The 20,729-nt window shown below is 38.8% G+C and carries 20 protein-coding genes and 1 tRNA gene; 12 read left to right on the top strand and 9 right to left on the bottom strand.

All coding sequences use genetic code 11. The features are described from left to right. Positions 1 to 73: 73 nt before the first annotated feature. The 7 genes from G6N06_RS16920 to G6N06_RS16950 all read right to left on the bottom strand — a co-directional run bounded on the left by G6N06_RS16920 (position 74) and on the right by G6N06_RS16950 (position 6,168). Entirely contained in the window at positions 74 to 724 is a 651-nt protein-coding gene (locus G6N06_RS16920; RefSeq protein WP_240338091.1) for a class I SAM-dependent methyltransferase, read from the bottom strand. Between the two features lie 219 nt (positions 725 to 943). Next, positions 944 to 1,016: transfer RNA gene (locus G6N06_RS16925), tRNA-Met, on the bottom strand. Between the two features lie 167 nt (positions 1,017 to 1,183). Further along, a complete protein-coding gene (locus G6N06_RS16930; RefSeq protein WP_163517844.1) occupies positions 1,184 to 2,089 on the bottom strand; it encodes a leucine-rich repeat domain-containing protein in 906 nt (301 codons plus the stop codon). A 207-nt stretch (positions 2,090 to 2,296) separates the two neighbouring features. Continuing rightward, complete coding sequence (locus G6N06_RS16935) at positions 2,297 to 2,830, bottom strand: DUF4136 domain-containing protein (protein ID WP_163517843.1); 534 nt, start codon at positions 2,828 to 2,830, stop codon at positions 2,297 to 2,299. Positions 2,831 to 2,939: 109 nt separating this feature from the next. After that, positions 2,940 to 3,665, bottom strand: a complete 726-nt coding sequence (locus tag G6N06_RS16940) for an SDR family oxidoreductase (protein WP_163517842.1) — start codon at positions 3,663 to 3,665, stop codon at positions 2,940 to 2,942. A 262-nt stretch (positions 3,666 to 3,927) separates the two neighbouring features. After that, on the bottom strand, positions 3,928 to 4,926 hold the full coding sequence (gene obgE / locus G6N06_RS16945) for a GTPase ObgE (protein WP_163517841.1): 999 nt from the start codon (positions 4,924 to 4,926) through the stop codon (positions 3,928 to 3,930). 132 nt (positions 4,927 to 5,058) lie between these two features. Continuing rightward, on the bottom strand, positions 5,059 to 6,168 hold the full coding sequence (locus G6N06_RS16950) for an adenylate kinase (RefSeq protein ID WP_163517864.1): 1,110 nt from the start codon (positions 6,166 to 6,168) through the stop codon (positions 5,059 to 5,061). Between the two features lie 155 nt (positions 6,169 to 6,323). On the opposite strand from G6N06_RS16950, the gene G6N06_RS16955 reads away from it, so the two are divergent. The 8 genes from G6N06_RS16955 to G6N06_RS16990 all read left to right on the top strand — a co-directional run bounded on the left by G6N06_RS16955 (position 6,324) and on the right by G6N06_RS16990 (position 13,374). Further along, positions 6,324 to 7,478 (top strand): 5-(carboxyamino)imidazole ribonucleotide synthase, encoded by a 1,155-nt coding sequence (locus tag G6N06_RS16955; RefSeq protein ID WP_163517840.1) that lies wholly within the window; start codon positions 6,324 to 6,326, stop codon positions 7,476 to 7,478. Between the two features lie 72 nt (positions 7,479 to 7,550). Then, complete coding sequence (purE, locus tag G6N06_RS16960) at positions 7,551 to 8,033, top strand: 5-(carboxyamino)imidazole ribonucleotide mutase (protein ID WP_163517839.1); 483 nt, start codon at positions 7,551 to 7,553, stop codon at positions 8,031 to 8,033. A gap of 200 nt (positions 8,034 to 8,233) precedes the next feature. Then, positions 8,234 to 10,270 carry a M3 family metallopeptidase gene (locus tag G6N06_RS16965; RefSeq protein WP_163517838.1) on the top strand — a complete coding sequence of 679 codons (2,037 nt, stop codon included), beginning with the start codon at positions 8,234 to 8,236 and terminating at the stop codon, positions 10,268 to 10,270. Positions 10,271 to 10,550: 280 nt separating this feature from the next. Then, complete coding sequence (locus tag G6N06_RS16970; RefSeq protein WP_163517837.1) at positions 10,551 to 11,054, top strand: GbsR/MarR family transcriptional regulator; 504 nt, start codon at positions 10,551 to 10,553, stop codon at positions 11,052 to 11,054. A 50-nt stretch (positions 11,055 to 11,104) separates the two neighbouring features. After that, a complete protein-coding gene (locus G6N06_RS16975) occupies positions 11,105 to 11,476 on the top strand; it encodes a hypothetical protein (RefSeq protein WP_163517836.1) in 372 nt (123 codons plus the stop codon). Positions 11,477 to 11,615: 139 nt separating this feature from the next. Continuing rightward, positions 11,616 to 12,518 (top strand): TIGR01777 family oxidoreductase, encoded by a 903-nt coding sequence (locus tag G6N06_RS16980; protein WP_163517835.1) that lies wholly within the window; start codon positions 11,616 to 11,618, stop codon positions 12,516 to 12,518. Positions 12,519 to 12,559: 41 nt separating this feature from the next. Beyond that, positions 12,560 to 13,117: a sigma-70 family RNA polymerase sigma factor gene (locus G6N06_RS16985; RefSeq protein WP_163517834.1), complete on the top strand. Its 558-nt coding sequence runs from the start codon at positions 12,560 to 12,562 to the stop codon at positions 13,115 to 13,117. A gap of 2 nt (positions 13,118 to 13,119) precedes the next feature. Further along, positions 13,120 to 13,374 (top strand): hypothetical protein, encoded by a 255-nt coding sequence (locus tag G6N06_RS16990; RefSeq protein ID WP_163517833.1) that lies wholly within the window; start codon positions 13,120 to 13,122, stop codon positions 13,372 to 13,374. Here the strand turns inward: G6N06_RS16990 and G6N06_RS16995 are convergent. Then, positions 13,357 to 14,187, bottom strand: coding sequence for a UbiA prenyltransferase family protein (locus G6N06_RS16995; protein ID WP_163517832.1), 831 nt, complete (start codon positions 14,185 to 14,187; stop codon positions 13,357 to 13,359). The two genes, G6N06_RS16990 and G6N06_RS16995, sit on opposite strands and share 18 nt — an antisense overlap. A 187-nt stretch (positions 14,188 to 14,374) precedes the next feature. Between G6N06_RS16995 and gcvP the strand changes: the two genes are divergently transcribed. From gcvP to G6N06_RS17015, 4 genes are all read left to right on the top strand, one after another. Next, on the top strand, positions 14,375 to 17,224 hold the full coding sequence (gcvP, locus tag G6N06_RS17000) for an aminomethyl-transferring glycine dehydrogenase (protein WP_163517831.1): 2,850 nt from the start codon (positions 14,375 to 14,377) through the stop codon (positions 17,222 to 17,224). A gap of 187 nt (positions 17,225 to 17,411) precedes the next feature. Next, the gene (locus tag G6N06_RS17005; RefSeq protein ID WP_163517830.1) at positions 17,412 to 18,470 is read left to right on the top strand and encodes a 3-oxoacyl-ACP synthase III family protein; all 1,059 of its coding nucleotides are present in this window, start codon (positions 17,412 to 17,414) and stop codon (positions 18,468 to 18,470) included. 64 nt (positions 18,471 to 18,534) lie between these two features. Beyond that, positions 18,535 to 19,056: a class I SAM-dependent methyltransferase gene (locus G6N06_RS17010; RefSeq protein ID WP_163517829.1), complete on the top strand. Its 522-nt coding sequence runs from the start codon at positions 18,535 to 18,537 to the stop codon at positions 19,054 to 19,056. Positions 19,057 to 19,080: 24 nt separating this feature from the next. After that, on the top strand, positions 19,081 to 19,929 hold the full coding sequence (locus tag G6N06_RS17015) for a glycosyltransferase family 2 protein (RefSeq protein WP_163517828.1): 849 nt from the start codon (positions 19,081 to 19,083) through the stop codon (positions 19,927 to 19,929). Here G6N06_RS17015 and G6N06_RS17020 read toward each other — a convergent pair. Next, positions 19,922 to 20,725 carry a DNA/RNA non-specific endonuclease gene (locus tag G6N06_RS17020; RefSeq protein ID WP_163517827.1) on the bottom strand — a complete coding sequence of 268 codons (804 nt, stop codon included), beginning with the start codon at positions 20,723 to 20,725 and terminating at the stop codon, positions 19,922 to 19,924. The two genes, G6N06_RS17015 and G6N06_RS17020, sit on opposite strands and share 8 nt — an antisense overlap. Between the last annotated feature and the right edge of the window lie 4 nt (positions 20,726 to 20,729).

Here is a 20,729-nt window from a genome sequence, read left to right on the forward strand (position 1 = left end):
ACCTCTAGAGAATTAGAAAAGAATGGCACAAATCAGCATATAAACAGCCTCCAAAAGCTCAACATTCCTGAAGTCAAAAAATAGTATAAAGCGTAGTCACAATAATCCCTTTACCCTCATTTAGAGGAACAGACACTAATTGTTTTTCATCTTTAATCTTAAAATTAAACGGTGGAGCCAATAGATCTAAGCCACTAGCCTTTTTCAGTCTAATTCCCTGTCCTGAAATAATATCTTTATTGGGGACAAAGTCTGCTTCCGGTAAATGCTCGGTTAAAATGACATATTTAAAATCGGCCAATTTTTCGACTATTCGTTGTATTTCTACATTAGATAAATGCTGGAGTACTTGTCTTAATATAGCGCAATCTCCAGAAGGCAAATCATCCACTGCAATATTCAAACAATGGAATTCTAAATTTTCTTCTTTAAATTTTTCTTTGTTATACGCAATAATATCTGCTACGATATCTATCGCCACATACTTTTTAGTGAACTTCACCAATTCCTTGCCCACATTAAAGTCGCCACAGCCCAAATCACATACGACAAGAGGATTTTCAAAAGACGTCAGAAATGACACCAAAACATCTATATACGGTATTATTATTTCTGGATGATGCGACCCAATTCCTGAATAGAATTCAGAATTGCCACTGCCCCATAGCTTCATGGCATAAATTTGTTCCATCGCTTCTTTAGTAGGCCAGGGTTTCTTTGACATTTTTGTTCCGTTTTCTTTCTTCTTAATGAGTACTTTTTTTAAGCATAATTCCACAATTCAAAGATGCAAAGAACGAAGGGTTCTTCCTAAATCGATTATCTACACTTTATGCTTAATCTCAAAATCTCACGACTTTTTGACTTGATCCTTGTTCCGTTATTCTGTACCCATGGCCATAAAAAAAGCCTCTCAATTTCTTGAAAGGCTTGTCTTTGTTAGTAGCGGGAACAGGACTCGAACCTGTGACCTTTGGGTTATGAGCCCAACGAGCTACCTACTGCTCTATCCCGCGATATAAATTAAAATGATTCTCTTAGCTTTTAACTCTCGGTTCATAATACCGACTGCCTCATTTTAGGACTGCAAATATAATAGCTTTTTTCTGATTATAAAAACTTTATTTCATAAAAAACTCCCAACAAATAAATGTTGGGAGTCTGTCATATTGTGATGCTAATGCTAATCCTCTGTGTCTAAAGTAGCAAGGACCCCACCAGGCTTTGTATTTTGATAATCAAACGCAATTAAATTAGGAAACTGTTTTTCCAATTGCGCCAATTCTCCTTTAAAACTATTGTTTCCTATAAGAAGAACCTTAAGCTTGCTCAATTTTACCATTTGTGAAGGTAAATCGCCATAAAAAGCGTTGTTCGACAACACCAATTCTTCAAGATTGGATAACTCACCAATCGATTCTGGAATAGTACCCAATAGTTGGTTGTCAAAAACACTTAATGATTTCAAATTTTTGAGCTGGGACAAATTGGAAGGCAGTTTTCCTGTCAAGGTATTACTGCTGATTACAAGTGTTTGTAAGTTTGTAAGATTTTCCACAGATTGCGGAATGGATCCACTTAAGTTATTATTGTATAATTCTAAGGTCTTCAATTTTGATAAGTTTCCGATCTTGTTTGGAATCTGCCCTGACAATTCGTTCATGAACAGTTGCAGAGATTCCAACGATGACAGCGTTGTCACCTCTTCTGGGATAGTACCATGAAGTTTATTAAAAGCTAAGTTGATTTCCTTCAGAGCTGTTAATTTCCCGATACTTGCCGGGATAGGACCCGAAATTGAATTTCTGAATAGGCTTAAGTGCTCAAGGTGAATTAAATCACCAATTTCCATCGGCAATACACCCACTAAATTATTGAAATCCAAATTAAGTGAAACTACCTTATTGTCGACAATGTTCACCCCGTGCCATGTATCCACAGGAGAATCAATATCCCAAGGGTTGAGCCAAGCCTCACCATTGGTAGAGTTGCAAAGTTCTATAAGGGCATTTTTTTCTTGAGTAGAAATTTGACCAAAAGAGAAAATGGTCATTAAGAATAACGATATTGTAAGTTTGAAAGCTTTCATAAAAATAAATTTGGTTGGGACATGTACATAACGAATGTATAATAATATCGATGAATAACCAATTATTTTCGATGAACTGCATAACTTCAAATTACAGAAAATCACAATCTATTGATAATGAGTCAATTTAATTTATAGGGAATTTCTAAAAATTGAGCATAAAAAGAAGAGAATAGAAACAACTATATATAGAGAATTGCTTATCAATTATTTCTTTTTAGGCGCAGGTGGATATCCTGACAACACCTTTTCAACAATGGCTCTAAATTGAGATTCCTTCACTTCTGGTCTAGCATTTGGCTGATAAGAACTTTCACTAATGGCCTGCCAAAACAGTCCTGATCTATCTTCATCTACAAATTCAAATACAATCTCCCTAGTTATCTTTGCTTGCCCAACGGGAATACCTATGGAAATTCCGCCGCCAACGTTGCCGCCACTACCACCAACGCCAACGCCCATATTACTGCGTTGCGCTTCTTGATAGCTGCTGCTATTTATATTAATTAGAAAATCGGGAGAATCTGATAAACTCAAGCCTTTCGCCTGCAAGCCCGCATCTAAGGCATCCAAAAGCCTTTTCGAATCCAATTCGCTCATCCCCATATTCATATCGCCATAATAGTTATAGGATTTATAGAGATTGAAATCTGTGGCTCTTTCATAATCATAATTAACGCGCACAGCAGCACAAGACACAACAATAAGGGAAAGCCCAAGTAGGATGAGTGATTTTTTCATGGTTTTTTTATTTTAAAGGTAATAAAAATAATGCCTCTTTAACATTTCTCAATGTCAAAAGACAGGAAATTGCAAGAGGCATTCTAGCTAAACATTTAACAATCTATCTTCATTTACTTGGGGGCATGGTTGGTCTTACCTCAATTTTACTAGGCAACGTGCGCTCATTCATTTTTAACAAACCAACAACCAATTCACCAATATCTTCACTTTGGATTTTCCAGGCGTCGCTTGGATCCGGCTGGTTGCCATTAAAATATGTTGACACCGAACCTGGCATGATCGTACTCACTTTGACATTATGCTGTCTCAAATCCAACATCACGGATTGTGTAAACCCGGTAACCCCAAATTTGCTGGCATTATAAGCTGAACCACCCGCAAAAAAATTGGTACCTGCCAAACTTGAGATACTAATAAAATAGCCATTTGATTTCTTGAGCGCATCCACACTCGACTTAATTGTGTAAAACACCCCTGTAAGATTAGTATCTATCGTTTCTTGCCATTGCTCCGGAGTTAACTCTTCAATGGGCGCAAAATGCCCTAATCCTGCGTTCGCCACTACAATGTCCAATTGTCCAAATTCTGACAGCACTTGTTTTACCGCATTTTGTTGGCTTTCATATTTCCTAACATCGGCTTCAATACCTATCGCTTTCGCTGTTGTTTTACAGTTCCTTGAAAGTTCCGCCGCCGCTTCTTTGGCGCTGGCTTCATCTCTACTGGTTATGGCTACACTTACGCCCTCATTTAACAAACTCATGGCTACGCCGTAGCCAATTCCTTTACTGCCGCCTGTAATTAAGGCAACTTTATGGTTTAGATTTTTCATTTTATATCGTTTTACCCAAAGTTACGAAAGGAAAAATCCAAGACTTCATAAGAATTACTAAAATTGTATTAAATGTTTTATTTAAGAAGTGTTTAGACTCGTATGCTGAAAATGAAAGCAAAAAGGTAGAAAAGAATCATAAAATCATGAAGCCCCACTTTATCAACTGGAAATTAATGGTCAAAAAATAACGAAATCACACAACTGAGGTCGAGCGCCACAATTTCGAAGAAACAGAACGAGGAAACGATTAATTCTAAAATTAGGTATGCAGCATTTTCCAAAGTCTATCCTTCAATTCAGTGATGCCCTTTTGAGCTACAGCGGAGATGAATATATAATCTTTTGGTAAAGTTTTATCGAGTTCAATTTTGAGTTCCGCTTCAAGCTCAGCATCAAGGAGATCGCTTTTTGAAATGGCAATCAAGCGTTCTTTATCCAACATTTCCGGATTGTAGCGACGCAACTCATCCAATAAAATTTCATATTGTTCAAGAATATCTTTAGCATCTGCAGGAATCAAAAACAGGAGGATTGAATTACGTTCAATATGTCTTAAAAAGTAATGTCCGAGGCCTCTACCTTCCGCGGCACCTTCGATAATTCCAGGAATATCCGCCATGACAAAAGTCTGAAAATCACGATACTCCACAATACCTAAATTGGGTTTAAGTGTAGTAAATTCATAATCGGCTATCTTTGGTTTAGCCGAGGTAATCACCGACAGTAAAGTTGATTTTCCGGCATTTGGAAAGCCTACAAGACCAACATCGGCCAGAATTTTAAGCTCCAAAAGGATGTCGCGTTCCTGCAACGGAATTCCAGGCTGGGCATAGCGTGGCGTCTGATTGGTAGAGGTGCGAAAATGCCAGTTTCCCAATCCGCCCTTTCCGCCTTCGACTATAATTTTCTCTTCGCCGTGTTCGGTAATTTCAAAAATGACGTCATTGGTCTCAGCGTCTTTGACCACCGTTCCCAATGGCACATCAACATAAACATCTGCACCGTCAGCACCAGTACTTCTTGAGGCACTCCCGTGTCCTCCATGCTCGGCTCTAATATGCTTTTTAAACTTTAAATGGAATAAGGTCCATAGATTTTCGTTGCCCCTTATAATGACATGACCACCACGACCACCATCACCACCATCAGGCCCCCCTTTGGTGATGTATTTTTCACGGTGCAAGTGCATAGAACCTTTGCCTCCGTTTCCGGATTGGACGTTCATTTTTATATAATCAACAAAATTTCCTTCGGTCATGTCCACTTCCCACGAAAATGGGAGTCTTTTTAATTAAAATCCAATTTATAAAGGTGTTCAAAAAAGATAAAGCCCGATTTCATTAAAAATCGAACACCCAATGCATAAGATCACTCTATTTCAATAATCCAGTTATAGCGCATCAATCACTTTATTCAAACGCTCTGTAATTTCTGAGATGCTTCCAACACCATCTACGCCACAGTATTTATCCTGAGCCATATAATAATCCTTCAAAATGGCTGTTTTCTTATAGTATTCATTGATACGGTTTCTGATGATTTGCTCATCGGCATCGTCCGGTCTTCCACTGGTTTTTCCACGACCTAGCAAACGTTCCACTAAAACCTCATCATCAACCTCAAGGGCAATCATGGCGTCAATCTGTGAATCTTTACTTTCCATCAGTTCATCCAAGGCTTTGGCTTGGGCTGTGGTTCTTGGGAAACCATCGAAAATAAAACCATTGGCACCTGCATTCTTTTCCACTTCGGAATTCAGCATGTCGATTGTGACCTGATCTGGAACCAATTCGCCCTTATCCATGAACGATTTGGCCAACATCCCTAATGCCGTTTCATTTTTGATATTGTACCTAAACACATCACCTGTAGAAATATGCACTAGATTATAGGTCTCCTTTAAAAAATCAGCCTGTGTTCCTTTCCCTGCACCTGGAGGACCAAATAGCACAAAATTAGTCATATGTTGAGTCGTTTTTAATTGATATACTTCTGGCAAATCTCTCCCCAATCCGTCATAATCCAAGCCGTAACCGACAATGAACTTTTTAGGAACATTAATACCAATATAATGTAGTTTAAAATCTTTTTTGTACGCTTCAGGTTTATGAAAGAGCGTGGCAATTTTCAGCTCCTTAACGTTTTCATTCTTGAAAATACGATGGATTTCCTCCAAAGTATTGCCCGTATCAATAATATCTTCAAGAATTACAACGGTTCTACCTGACAAATCCTGCGTCAATCCAATAAGACGTTCAATATCTTCCGTTGATTTTACCCCTTCATAAGACGCTAATTTAATAAACGTCACTTCGCACGGTTTTGGATACTTTTTCACAAAATCACTCACAAACATGAATGAGCCGTTCAAAACGCCAACGAATACAGGAATTTCGTCATTTATATCGTTCGCCACCTCGTCCACCAATCTTTGGACAGCAGTATCAATTTCCTTTTCCGATATAAAGGGTTTAAAATATAAATCGTGAAGCTTAATCAATGTCATTGGTTTTTAAAAGATGCAAATATACGCTTTTGATTTAAAAATTACTCCCGAAATTTCAGGATTTCATTTACAACTTTCAGAGTTTAAGCGTATTTTTGCCGTATTAACGACATAAATTTAAATGATTTCCCCCTGTAAGAACCTTAAACATGAATTATTTTTCCTCAAACTTTAAACTCGGTATTCTAGGTGGAGGCCAATTGGGCAAAATGCTGCTTACAGAAACTCGAAAATTTGACATTTACACCTGTGTCCTTGACCCCAGTGATGAAGCACCCTGTAAAATTGCCTGTAATGAATTTACCCAAGGCGATTTAATGGATTATGAAACGGTCGTCAATTTTGGAAAGCATGTAGATGTACTCACCATTGAAATTGAAAATATCAACGCTAATGCTCTTGAAACCTTAGAAAAACAAGGCGTCAAAGTGTTTCCGTCGTCCAAAACTTTAAAAATCATTCAAAATAAGGCCACTCAAAAGTTGTTCTATGTGGACAATAATATTCCAACGGCCAATTTTACGCGTTTTGCCTACCTTTCTCAAATTGAAGACGCTATTGACAATGGCGGACTCCATTTGCCATTTGTTTGGAAAGCCGCTCAGTTTGGATATGATGGCAACGGAGTTAAAGTGGTGCGTAGCAAAGCAGACTTAAAAGATCTTCAAGATGGCGAATGTATTGCAGAAACCATGATTCCTTTTAAAAACGAACTTGCGGTTATCGTCAGTAGAAATGTGAAAGGAGAAGTCAAGACCTATCCCGTAGTAGAAATGGAATTTCATCCAGAAGCCAATCAAGTGGAATATGTGATTTGTCCAGCGAGAATTGGTACTAAAATCGCCCATAAAGCTCAAGACATTGCTTTACAAGTATCGAAAGCCTTCAATCATGTTGGCCTATTGGCGGTAGAGATGTTTCAAACTCAAGATGACCAAATTCTTGTGAATGAAGTTGCGCCCCGACCACACAATTCGGGACATCATACTATTGAATCCAGTTACACCTCGCAGTTTGAGCAACACTTAAGAGCTATTTTGGATTTACCTTTAGGGAATACAAATAATAAAGTTGCAGCGGTAATGGTCAATTTGGTGGGTGCCGAAGGCCATTCTGGAGATGTCATTTATGAAAATATAGAAGATATTATGGCAATGGACGGCGTTACGCCGCATATTTACGGCAAGAAGCAAACCAGGCCATTTCGAAAAATGGGACATGTAACGATTGTCAATGAAGATTTAAATGAAGCGCGACAAATTGCCGAGGATGTAAAGAATTTAATTAAAGTCATTAGTCAGTAAATACATAGCAGATCAATAATCTGCCTTCCTCTTGGCTAACAGGGAATTTAAATATTTGAAGTTTAAAAAATTATGAGCAAAATAGGAATCATCATGGGAAGCAAAAGTGACCTTCCAGTAATGCAAGACGCCATCGATATATTAAAAGAGTTTAATATTGAGGTTGAAGTTGATATTGTTTCAGCCCACAGAACACCAGAGAAATTATTTGATTATGGCAAAAACGCGCATACCCGCGGATTTTCAGTAATCATTGCAGGTGCAGGAGGAGCCGCACATTTACCCGGAATGATTGCTTCGTTATCGCCACTGCCTGTGATTGGAGTTCCTGTTAAAAGTACCAATTCCATTGATGGCTGGGACTCCATCCTTTCCATCCTTCAAATGCCTGGCGGTGTCCCGGTTGCCACAGTCGCTTTAAATGGCGCAAAAAACGCGGGTATTCTTGCCGCCCAAATTATTGGAAGTTCGGACGCTCAGGTCCAAGAAAAAATCATTGCGTATAAGGAAGACTTAAAAGCAAAGGTTATTGCTTCCGCTCAAGATTTAAAATAGAAAACCCCGACAAATGTCAGGGATTTCATGCTATTAATCAATTCTAAAAAGGGTCTTTATCGAAACTTCTTAACAATTGCTAGGCAAATGTATAAATATAATCAATACATAGTTGTGAAAAATAAGTTAATTATCAGATTTACAACTCTTTAGCAAGAAAAATCTCACATAACAGTTTAATTATCAGAACATTTCATTTTATGAATATCTTAAATACATCTTTTAATACGACCTATAACACGGCACCTTTTTCTCAAATAAAGGACACGGATTTTTTACCGGCTTTCAAAGTCGCCATTGACAGTGCCAAACAAGAGATTGAGGCCATAACCAATACTCTGGAAGCGCCGTCATTTGAAAATACTATCGAAGCCTTAGAATTCACCGGCCAGCAATTGGATCGGATTTCGAGTATTTTTTTCAATCTCAACTCAGCTGAAACGAGCGATATCATTCAAAAGATCGCACAGGAAGTATCCCCTTTAATCACTGAATTCAGCAATGACATCACTTTAAACGAAGCTCTATTCAAAAGGGTGAAAGCAATTTACGATCAAAAAGACACTTTAGAGTTGACCACTGAGCAGCACACGCTTTTGGATAAAAAATATAAGAGTTTTGCGCGAAATGGCGCCAATCTTTCAGAAGAAAAAAAGAATAAGCTTAGAGCTATTGATAAACAGTTGAGCCAACTCCAATTGACCTTTGGTGAGAATGTTTTGGCAGAAACCAACAATTTCGAAATGTTGGTCACCAATGTGGAAGAACTCTCAGGCTTGCCGGAAGGCGTATTGGAAGCTGCCAAACAATTGGCAGAAAGCAAAGACAAGGAAGGCTGGCTATTTACTTTGGATTACCCAAGCTATATCCCCTTCTTAACCTACGCCGACAATAGAGCACTCAGAAAAAAATTAGCCATTGCCGCTGGAAAAAAGGCTTTTAAAGGCGACGCTTTAGACAATCAAAAGAATGTCTTGCAGATTGCCAAATTGCGGTTTGAACGCGCACAACTTTTAGGCTATAAAACACATGCTCACTTTGTTCTTGAAGAACGCATGGCCAAAACCCCGCAAAAAGTAGAAGACTTCTTGGAAGAATTGTTGGTCAAGGCTAAACCTGCAGCCCTCCGCGAGTTTAAAGAACTTCAAGAGTTTGCCAATTCTTTAGATGGTATTAGCCAATTGGAAAAATGGGATTCAGCATATTACGCTGAAAAACTGAAACAGAGTCGGTTTGATTTGGATGATGAAAAGCTAAAACCTTATTTCAAACTTGAGAATGTTATTGATGGCGCTTTTAAAGTGGCTCAAAAATTATTTGGATTGGTGTTTGAAGAAATTACGACCATCGATAAATACCACGAAGAGGTTTTAACTTATAAAGTTACTGACGCCAACGATGAATTGGTTGCCATTTTTTACGCCGATTTTTTCCCGAGACCAGGAAAGCGCAACGGCGCATGGATGACCAGTTACAAACCCCAATTTATAAAAGGAGATAAAAATGAACGTCCGCACATTTCCATCGTCTGCAATTTTACAAAGCCTACCAAAACCAAACCTTCATTATTGACTTTTAATGAAGTCACCACCTTGTTTCACGAATTTGGACACGCACTTCACGGCATGTTGGCAAACACAACCTATCCTAGTTTATCGGGAACCAGCGTGTTTTGGGATTTTGTGGAATTACCAAGTCAGGTATTTGAAAACTGGTGTTATGAAAAAGAAGCCTTGGAATTGTTCGCTACCCATTATCAAACAGGCGAATTGATCCCTATGGATTTGGTTCAAAAAATAAAAGACTCTGCTGCCTTCCATGAAGGGATGCAAACCTTGCGCCAGTTGAGTTTTGGACTTTTGGACATGAGCTGGCATGGCATCGATCCAACTTCAATTACCGATGTTAAAGCGCATGAGTTAAAGGCCTTTGAAGGCACTCAATTATTTCCGGATGTGAAAGAAAATTGCATGAGCACCTCCTTTTCCCACATTTTTCAAGGCGGTTATTCCTCTGGTTATTACAGCTATAAGTGGGCTGAAGTTTTAGATGCCGATGCCTTTGAATTCTTTAAGGAAAGAGGCATTTTTGATAAGGAAGTCGCCACCAAATTTATGGAGAATGTGCTTTCACAAGGTGGTATTGAAGACCCAATGGTGCTCTATAAACGCTTTAGAGGAAAAGAACCACAACCTGATGCCCTATTGAAACGTGCGGGATTGATGCCGTCGAATTAAAATATCTAAACTAAACTGGTGCGACACCTACAGGATCGTGAACTGCGTGAATATTTGGGGCTACAAACGCGGGATGCCTATGGCGTCTTTTAGATTTCTTGTTTCAATTTTCTAAGACGTTTGATACCACATTCTATCAAAACAGTATGGATTCCAGAGGAATCCAACGTTTATAGTTGTATTCATTGCAAATTCCAATTATCAATAATCATTTCACATCAATCATAAAATAAACTTTCAATAATTTTTGAAAGTTCGAAAATTATCATATATTTGTATCATGGAATATCAGGAAGCAAAGGAAAAATTCATTAGTACCTGGGGAAGTCTCGGGACACTTTGGGGCATTAATAAGGCGATGGCCCAGATTCAAGCCTTACTTTTTATTTCAACAAAGCCTTTGTCCATGGAAGATATTATGGAGCAACTACATATATCTCGCGGCAACACCAGCATGAATCTACGCCAACTGATGGATTGGGGCATTGTCACCAAAGAATTAATTCCCGGAGAGCGAAAAGAGTATTTTACCACAGAAAAGGATGTACAGGAATTGGCACGGATTATTGCCAAAGAAAGAAGCAGACGGGAAATTCAACCCGTGGTAAAAGTTCTAAAGGAGGTCTCCTCCATCAGAGATGATGGTACCAAAAAAACACAAGAATTGATCAAACAAACCAAAGCCCTTTACGATTTAACCGAAACTGCTGATGCCATGCTGAATAAAATTGTCAACCAACAACAAAACTGGATTACCAAATCTCTGATTAAACTGATAAAATAAAAAATTTCCAATTTACTTTCAGTAGTTTCTGAAAGTTTAAAATAACCGATATGAAACTAATACACCGTTTTAACCTTTTTGCGATAGGCTTACCAATTCTTCTCGGATTAGTGGGAACTATTTTCAATGTTTTCCTATTCTACGCTTTGCTTTCAACTATGCTGACAGGCCTGATACAAGTTGTTTTAGGAATTTGCCTGTTGCTTAATCATCCAAAAGATAATAATCTCAAAATATATCTTGGCAGTGTCATCGCATACTTTTTATCCTGGATCCCGATTGAAAACAGTCATTTCGAATTAGGGAATTTCGCTTATGTTTTTGTCTCAGTTCCCGTAGTATTGGCCATATACCTTACAGTAATCATCTTTAAAAAAATGAATTCCCATGTTCAGCAGAGTAAATCGGAACAGCTTTACTAAACACAACGCTTTAAAAAAAGTGTCAAAAAATCAAGAACCTTGGGACGTGAGTTCAAACTACGGATACTAAACCGTCTTTTCCCGATCGAAACAAGACTCGAAGTATCAAAACCACTGGTAGGAATAAAACACCGATATAATGAAAAACATCATAATTGCAGGCGGCACCGGATTCTTAGGACAAGTGTTGGAAAACTATTTCATAGAAAACAAATATCACGTCTCCATCTTAACAAGACATCCTAAACTAAAAAACGACATCTATTGGAATGCAAAAGACTTAGGTGAATGGACAAAAGCATTAGAAAATGCTGATGTGCTCATTAATCTAACCGGAAAATCAGTGGATTGCAGATACACTGAAGCCAATAAAAAACTCATCTACGATTCGCGCATCGACGCCACGCATATTCTGGGACTTGCCATTAATCTATGTGAACATCCACCAAAGCTGTGGATGAATGCTTCAACCGCTACCATTTATGAACACTCTTTATGTCATGAAAACGATGAAGAAACCGGCATCATTGGCGATGATTTCTCAATGAATATTGCCAAATCTTGGGAAGATGCCTTCTACTCCATCACTAATCCCAAGACTCGAAAAATAGCCCTTCGCACGTCTATCGTATTAGGCAAACACGGTGGCGCACTCCTCCCTCTAAAAAAACTGATCAGCTTTGGAATAGGTGGCACTCAAGGATCTGGTAAACAAAAAGTAAGTTGGATCCACGAAGCGGATTTTATAAGAACTGTTGAGTTTTTAATCGACCATCCTCAACTTTCAGGTAGTTTCAACCTATGTGTACCAAAACCAACGGACAATAAAACCCTGATGCAGACCTTAAGAAAAACAATGGGGATTCCTATTGGCGTTTCTCATCCGGAATGGCTGTTAACTTTCGGCGCAAAACTGATAGGGACTGAAACCGAACTTATTCTCAAAAGCAGAAACGTGATTCCCAAACGCCTATTGGAAAATGGCTTCAACTTCAAATATGGGAACATCCAAGACGCTTTAGTTAATTTGATCAAATATTAAATTTTATTTACTTAATTTTGAAACACATTGCTATAAAACAGATGCCAAACCATCAAATCAACCCTAATAGGTGGATTGAACTTTATTCGGATTATCTCTTTAATTACACAATCAGCAGGGTCAATGACCGCGAAATTGCTAAAGACATCATCCAAGACACCTTTTTTGCCGGTTTAAAGTCGATGAAGAATTTCAAAGGCGAAGCCAGTGAACGCACTTGGCTTATTTCTATCTTAAAGAGAAAAATCATCGATTATTATAGAAAAATAAACTCCAAGAAAGGTCAAGCTGAAGTCAGAATGACTTACAGTACAGATGAAAACGAAGGGGATTGGCTTGAAGAGCGCGTAGAAGATGATGCCTATTTAAATGCTCAGGACACGCTAGAAAACATTGAACTTGGCAATGCCATTTACGATTGTATGAGTAAACTGCCCGAAAGACAGGCCACCGTGTTCAAAATGAAAACCATTTTAAACTATGAAACAGAAACAATTTGTAATGAACTCAACATCACTGCGTCTAATTTATGGGTCATAATTCATCGTGCACGGTTAACATTGGCAGAATGCATGGAAAAACACTGGTTTAAATCATAACAATGTTTAGATTATTTATCATTTCAAAAGAAGAAGCATTTCATATTTGTGACAAATCACAATATCGTGAATCTACCTTGTGGGAAAAGGTAAAGCTGAGTTTCAGATATCTTTGGTGCCGTACCACAAGATTATATGTCAACCGGAACACCAAGTTGACCAAGGCTCTAAAATCTTCCAACTTGGAATGTTTGGAGTACAGCGAACGTAAACTTATGGAAGACCGTTTAAACCAACAGTTAAAAAATCAGATGTAATACCAGCCAGAATATTGGCACGCTTTCAACCCAAAAAGAACTGTAATAGTTACTTCTTTTCTTATTGGCAAATACTATAAAGAGCAAGGTTATCAATGTGACTGCTAAAGTTAGTAAAATCAATTTTAGGCTCAATTGGTCCTTGAAAAACTCCAACATTAGAAAAACCATACTCACCAAAACCCCCATTATCTTTGTGTTCTTGATTCCAATTTTCTGGGGAATCGTAGCCAGCTTCAAACTGTCGTATTGCAAATCTCTAATTTCAAACGGCAACATCAAAAGCATGACCAACAAAAAGCGCTGAATGGCAGTGAGCCATACATCCAAAGTAAATAGCCCGTTTTTATCCAATACAGGTAGTAAAACAGTGACCCCAGCCCAAACCAAGGCAATCACATACACCTTCAGACCACCAATGTTTCTTAAGTTTTTTTGTCGATCCACAAAATACCGTTTCGGTAAAAATGGAATGGCATATAAAAATGTAACCACACCAAAAACAGCAACATAGACAATCGTTTGAGGTTGTAACTGCCACAAAAACCAGAGCATCAAAAAAAAACATACCAATGAAAACACCTGAATAATTTTCAACCATCTTGCCAACCTTCTATGGTGAAACTTCGCCATTCCAAAGTACTTTACGAAATTATACCCCGTAATCGTGGAGAAAAAGACAAATAAAAACAGAGGCCAATCTGTCGGCAAACCGAGTTCCAATACCGTCACATAAGTCATTGAAAACACAGCAACTGCCACGTGAATGCTGCTATTAATATAAAAATCAATCAAAGGCTTTAACCTGTTCATCTTACAAAAATAAACATTGTGTTGATAAGACTTTATATTGGTTAAAAACTTTAGGTTTCGTTAACTAAAAATGGTCAATATTTCCGTAAATTCGCGGTTGTAAAAAGGCGCCTCAATTCCATAGAATCTCAGCGTCTAATAAATTGACTTTCACGCGTAAGCGGGAATCTAACACAACACTATCTTAATGAATACAAACAGTTTTGCTCTACGCCACATTGGTCCAGACGAAAATGACCAAAATTTAATGCTCAAAGCCATTGGGGTTGATAGCATTGATCAATTGATCTATGAAACAGTTCCTGATAATATCCGATTGAAAAACGGATTGAAGCTCGATCCACCAATGTCTGAATATGAATATAACAACCATATTCATGAACTTTCAAAAAAGAATAAAATTTTCAAATCATATATTGGTTTAGGCTACCATCCTACCATTGTTCCTGCTGTCATCCAGCGTAACGTTTTGGAAAACCCAGGTTGGTACACGGCCTACACGCCTTATCAAGCGGAAATTGCCCAAGGAAGATTGGAAGCTCTTTTAAACTTCCAAACCATGGTAACCGACCTGACAGGAATGGAGATTGCCAATGCCTCTTTACTTGACGAAAGCACCGCTGCCGCAGAAGCCATGAGCTTGTTGTTTGCTGTTCGTGAGCGTGACCAAAAGAAGAATGAGGTCAATAAATTTTTTGTTTCTGATGCCATTTTACCACAAACCTTGTCTTTGCTACAAACCAGGTCCGCTCCTATTGGCATTGAATTGGTCGTTGGAAATGAAGATGAATTTAGTTTTTCATCAGAATTTTTTGGGGCCATATTACAATACCCTGGAAAAGATGGACTGGTAAGCGATATCAAATCATTCATCGAAAAAGCAAATGCAAATCAGATAAAAGTAGCAGTTGCGGCCGATATTTTAAGCTTGGTAAAATTGGAAGCTCCAGGCAAATTTGGCGCTGATGTTGTTGTGGGAACGACGCAACGGTTTGGAATCCCTATGGGATACGGGGGGCCACACGCCGCATATTTTGCAACTAAGGAAGACTATAAACGTGATTTACCAGGACGAATTATTGGGGTTACCAAAGATATGAATGGCAACAGGGCCTTACGCATGGCCTTGCAAACCCGTGAGCAACATATTAAACGTGATAAAGCAACGTCCAATATTTGTACAGCACAAGTTCTATTGGCAGTTATGGCAGCAATGTACGCCGTTTACCACGGTCCGAAAGGCTTACAGCATATTGCTTCCAAAGTTCACAACACAGCTTCGAGCGTCGCAAAAGCATTGAGCCAATTGGGCTACAAGCAAAAAAATGCATCGTTTTTTGACACGATCAACATTGAGGCAAATGCTGACGCGATAAAAAGAATAGCCGAGCGTCATGAAGTGAATTTCAACTATCCAAATGCCGATACCATAACCATTTCCATCAATGAAACAACCTCTTTAAAGGATGCCAACGAAATCATAGCAATTTTCGCTGAAAACCGTCAAAAAGATACGGTTGTCCTAACAGAAATTGAGGATGCCAACAACATCGACAAGAACTTAGAGCGTCAGACGGAGTTTTTGACGGCAGAGGTATTCAACAAGCACCATTCTGAAACAGAATTGATGCGATATATCAAAATGTTGGAGCGTAAGGATTTGTCTTTAAATCATTCCATGATCCCTTTAGGCTCATGCACAATGAAACTTAATGCCGCTGCAGAAATGTTGCCATTGAGTTGGCCAAATTGGGGAACCATCCATCCGTTTTGTCCAGTTGAGCAAGCAGAAGGATACCACATTGTCTTAAAAGCTTTAGAAGACCAATTGACGGAAATCACAGGTTTTGCCGGTACCTCCCTGCAACCTAATTCTGGTGCACAAGGTGAGTTTGCAGGTTTAATGGTGATCAAAGCCTATCACGAATCCCGCAACGAAGGACATCGCAATATTTGTTTGATCCCATCGTCTGCCCATGGCACCAATCCAGCAAGTGCGGTGATGGCAGGAATGAAAGTGGTCGTGACCAAATCGACAGATGAAGGAAATATTGACGTTGACGATTTACGTGAAAAAGCCCTTAAGCATAAAGATCATTTATCGTGTTTGATGGTGACTTATCCATCTACCCACGGTGTTTATGAATCTGCTATTAAAGAAATCACTCAAATTATTCATGATAACGGTGGCCAGGTTTATATGGATGGCGCCAATATGAATGCACAGGTTGGATTGACCAATCCAGGAAACATCGGAGCAGATGTTTGCCATCTCAACTTGCACAAAACTTTTGCCATTCCGCATGGCGGTGGTGGTCCAGGAGTTGGACCTATCTGCGTAGCCGAACAATTAGTGCCGTTTTTACCAGGAAATCCAATCATCAAAACTGGTGGAGACCAAGCAATTTCCGCTATTTCCGGAGCTCCATTTGGATCGTCATTGGTATGCTTGATTTCCTATGGTTACATCAAAATGTTGGGAGCTGAAGGATTGACACGTGCTACACAAACAGCCATATTAAACGCCAATTATATCAAGCAACGTTTGCAAGGCCAATTTGACACGTTATATTCTGGGGAACGCGGACGCGCAGCCCATGAAATGATTGTGGACTGCAGACCATTTAAAGAAAATGGCATTGAAGTTAGCGATATTGCAAAGCGCTTGATGGATTATGGATTTCACGCCCCAACGGTATCTTTCCCTGTGGCAGGAACATTGATGATTGAACCTACTGAAAGTGAAAGCAAAGACGAAATGGATCGTTTCTGCGATGCCATGATCTCCATTAGAAAAGAAATTGACAACGCGTCGAAAGATGATCCAAATAACGTTCTTAAAAACGCACCACATACTTTGGCGATGCTAACTTCGGATGAGTGGGATTTCCCATATTCAAGAGAGGTGGCAGCATATCCGTTAGATTATATTCGAGATAACAAGTTCTGGCCGTCCGTAAGACGTGTGGACGATGCTTATGGCGACAGGAACCTGATTTGTACTTGTGCACCTATAGAAGAATATATGGAGGCTTAGTTTCAAATTAGTCATTAAGTGACCAAAAGCGCTCCTTTAATTATTAAATGAGCGCTTTTTTAGTTATTTTTATTTGTAGAGGCCATATTTTTGATAATTTGGCAAAAATTACCAATAAAGGCCACAATTGGCGACAAACAAAACGAATATTAAGTACATTAGTAAATTGAATAAAACTTCAAATCAAATGGCGATAAAGATTACAGGTACTGGCAGCTATATACCAAGCAGCATCGAAAAAAATGAAAACTTCGGACAACATCGTTTTCTAAATACCGATGGTACTCGTTTGGCCCAACCCAATTCGGTAATCATTGAAAAATTCAAAGCGATTACTGGTATTGACGAGCGCCGTTATGCTTTTGATCATTTAACCTCTTCAGATCTTGGTTTTTTTGCAGCTGAAAAAGCTATCGCTGATGCCAACATTGACCCAGAAGAACTGGATTATATCATTATGGCCCACAACTTTGGTGACGTCAAGCACAATACCATCCAGACCGATGTATTACCTTGTTTGGCTGCACGTGTTAAACATAGTTTACGCATTAAAAGTTCAAAATGTGTAGCCTATGACATCCTTTTTGGCTGTCCTGGTTGGATTGAAGGGGTCATTCAGGCCTATGCCTTTATAAAGGCAGGCATCGCTAAGAAGTGTTTGGTTATTGGTTCGGAAACACTTTCCAGAGTGGTTGATAAACACGATCGTGACTCTATGATTTATAGTGATGGCGCTGGGGCAACGGTGGTTGAAGCTACAGATGAGGAAGGCGGAATTATAGCTCATGAAACTGGAAGCTTCACCTATGATGAAGCGTATTATTTATTCTTTGGAAATTCCAATAACAAAGATCTGTGTGCCGATACGCGTTATATCAAAATGGACGGCAGAAAAATCTATGAATTTGCACTTAACAATGTGCCATTGGCAATGAAAACCTGTTTGGATAAAAGCGGCAGGGACATTAAGGATCTGAAAAAAATCTTTATCCATCAGGCCAACGAAAAAATGGATGAAGCTATCTTAAAACGCTTTTACAAGCTATATAATACTGAAATTCCAGAAGGCATTATGCCAATGAGCATTCAAGAATTAGGAAATAGCTCAGTTGCCACCATTCCCACCTTATTTGATTTGGTCAGAAACAACAAATTAGAAAACCATTTACTCACAAAAGGTGACCTCATCATGTTTGCCAGTGTAGGTAGCGGTATGCACATCAATGCGATAGTTTATCAATATTAAACAGTCATCTTTTTAATAAGAAATTTGATTTATACAGAAAAAATCCCAAGTAAATACATCTAAAATGTACGAAGGAAAATTCCCATTTAAAAGATATCGATTGACATTGGAATTTTTAAAACATCATATTGATCCAACCGAAAAAATTTTAGATTTAGGTATTGAAAATCCTTTTTCAAAAATCATGAGAGATCATGGGTATACTATTAAAAATACAGGTGGCGAAGATTTAGATATCGACACTTCAACGCTCGAAAATGCAGAGGTTGATGTAGTGACCGCTTTTGAGATATTTGAACATTTACTATCCCCTTTTACGGTTTTACAAAAAATCAATTCAAATAAATTAGTTGCCAGCGTCCCTTTAAGATTATGGTTTGCATCTGCTTACCGAAGCAAGACAGATATGCGCGACAGGCATTACCATGAATTTGAAGATTGGCAGTTCGATTGGCTGCTCGAAAAAGCAGGCTGGACCATTAAATCCCGACAAAAATGGACCAATCCCACAACGAAAATTGGTATCAGACCTTTATTTCGGTGGTTCACTCCAAGATATTATATCGTATACGCTGAAAGAGTTTAACTTTAGTCTTCAAATCATCAGCTTTTGAATTTCTACATCATTATACCCGCCCACAACGAAGAGGATTCCATAGGATTAACATTGGAGTCGTTGGTCAATCAAACCTTGACACCCATAAAAATAGTGGTCGTTGATGATCATTCGTCTGACGAAACCTCAGCGATTGTAAAGCGATTTGTCAGTAAACATTCCTGGATTTCCTTAATAAGCAATGAGTCATCAGACCAACATTTGCCCGGTTCAAAAATTATAAATGCTTTTTACAAAGGCTATGAACACTTAGATGACAACTACGATGTGATTTGCAAGTATGATGCTGATTTAATTTTTCCTCCGGATTATTTAGAAGGTTTAGCGCATCATTTCAAAACCAATCCCAAGATAGGCATGGCCTCAGGGTTTTGCTATATCGAACAGAACGGACAATGGGTTTTAGAAAACCTGACGAGAAAAGATCATATTCGAGGTGCCCTAAAAGCGTATCGAAAAAATTGCTTCATTGAAATTGGAAAACTGAAACCTTCCATGGGTTGGGACACCGTTGATGAACTCCTGGCAAAATTTTATGGATGGGAGATTTTAACTGATTCAAATCTCCAGGTCAAACATTTAAAACCAACTGGAACCAGCTATAACACAGCTTCAAAATATTTACAAGGTGAAGCCATGTATAAAATGCGATATGGTTTTCTAATCACCCTGATATCCGCTTCAAAATTAGCGTTTAAAAAGAAAAGTCTTAATTTGTTCAGAGATTATATGTCTGGCTTCTATAAGGCTAAAAAAGAGGGACAGGATTATCTAGTGACCAAGGAACAAGGTCAATTTATCCGTGCAACCCGCTGGAAGGGCATGCTTCAAAAATTTAGTTGAAACTCCATTCTTTAAAATCAGATTGGGCCTCCAATCGATCTTCTATATGATCGTCCAACGCAGGGAAAAAATCAATTCCAGTGAGTACCTCCACTGAATCCACGGATACCACAAAATTATATAAGGGTTCATTTGAATTTTTATTCGGCATCAAAAAAGCAATCATCTTTTGGTGGTCAGGATCATAGATGATTTTATAAAACAGTTCAGGAACGGCCACCTTTTCGTTGCCTATGGTTTTTAGATCGTCTTTCAACACACCACCGGTCACCACAAAAACGCCGTCGTATTTCCTCGCCCAATACCGCACCTTTTGCTCCAATGTGTTCCAGATGCCTGCATTAAATTCACGATCTTGCGGACTGATGTTACTGGTCAAAAAAGTTTCATCATAGGCTCGTTTATTGTAGGCTCTATCCGCTGCCGGAACCAAATGGCCACGATCATATCCGGAATTTTTATAATTTCGCCAACTTGCGGCACCGGTTTTAACCGCCTTATCGATTTCAAAGTAAGGACGTTCAAAGTTGGATCTTGAAAGCTGTGAGCTTTTCAGTTCATAGGCCACCCATTCTGCCTGCTCATGCGGTTCGCTATAAGAAAGCGAATAGCCCTCATGATGTACCACCTGACCGGTCGTACTCGTAGGTAAAAAAAAGGCGGTCGCATCAGATTTGATACGTTCGCCTTCTTTTATATACTCTGAAGATTCTTCTTCCTTTAAGAAATGTTCATAGCCATATACTCCCAAAACAAGGAGGATGGCAAGAAGACTGTAAAGATTTCTTTTACTCACACAA

This window comes from Gelidibacter japonicus (assembly GCF_010725055.1).
Lineage (GTDB): Bacteria > Bacteroidota > Bacteroidia > Flavobacteriales > Flavobacteriaceae > Gelidibacter > Gelidibacter japonicus.

Bases quoted from the DNA above. Each gene is read 5' to 3' on its own strand.
- G6N06_RS16985 (WP_163517834.1), top strand. From the start codon at position 12,560: ATGCCAAACCATCAAATCAACCCTAATAGGTGGATTGAACTTTATTCG.
- G6N06_RS16965 (WP_163517838.1), top strand. From the start codon at position 8,234: ATGAATATCTTAAATACATCTTTTAATACGACCTATAACACGGCACCT.
- G6N06_RS16995 (WP_163517832.1), bottom strand. From the start codon at position 14,187: ATGAACAGGTTAAAGCCTTTGATTGATTTTTATATTAATAGCAGCATT.
- G6N06_RS16940 (WP_163517842.1), bottom strand. From the start codon at position 3,665: ATGAAAAATCTAAACCATAAAGTTGCCTTAATTACAGGCGGCAGTAAA.
- G6N06_RS17010 (WP_163517829.1), top strand. From the start codon at position 18,535: ATGTACGAAGGAAAATTCCCATTTAAAAGATATCGATTGACATTGGAA.
- G6N06_RS16920 (WP_240338091.1), bottom strand. From the start codon at position 724: ATGTCAAAGAAACCCTGGCCTACTAAAGAAGCGATGGAACAAATTTAT.
- G6N06_RS16930 (WP_163517844.1), bottom strand. From the start codon at position 2,089: ATGAAAGCTTTCAAACTTACAATATCGTTATTCTTAATGACCATTTTC.
- G6N06_RS16980 (WP_163517835.1), top strand. From the start codon at position 11,616: ATGAAAAACATCATAATTGCAGGCGGCACCGGATTCTTAGGACAAGTG.
- G6N06_RS16990 (WP_163517833.1), top strand. From the start codon at position 13,120: ATGTTTAGATTATTTATCATTTCAAAAGAAGAAGCATTTCATATTTGT.
- G6N06_RS16975 (WP_163517836.1), top strand. From the start codon at position 11,105: ATGAAACTAATACACCGTTTTAACCTTTTTGCGATAGGCTTACCAATT.
- G6N06_RS17005 (WP_163517830.1), top strand. From the start codon at position 17,412: ATGGCGATAAAGATTACAGGTACTGGCAGCTATATACCAAGCAGCATC.
- purE (WP_163517839.1), top strand. From the start codon at position 7,551: ATGAGCAAAATAGGAATCATCATGGGAAGCAAAAGTGACCTTCCAGTA.
- G6N06_RS16935 (WP_163517843.1), bottom strand. From the start codon at position 2,830: ATGAAAAAATCACTCATCCTACTTGGGCTTTCCCTTATTGTTGTGTCT.
- G6N06_RS16970 (WP_163517837.1), top strand. From the start codon at position 10,551: ATGGAATATCAGGAAGCAAAGGAAAAATTCATTAGTACCTGGGGAAGT.
- gcvP (WP_163517831.1), top strand. From the start codon at position 14,375: ATGAATACAAACAGTTTTGCTCTACGCCACATTGGTCCAGACGAAAAT.
- obgE (WP_163517841.1), bottom strand. From the start codon at position 4,926: ATGACCGAAGGAAATTTTGTTGATTATATAAAAATGAACGTCCAATCC.
- G6N06_RS16955 (WP_163517840.1), top strand. From the start codon at position 6,324: ATGAATTATTTTTCCTCAAACTTTAAACTCGGTATTCTAGGTGGAGGC.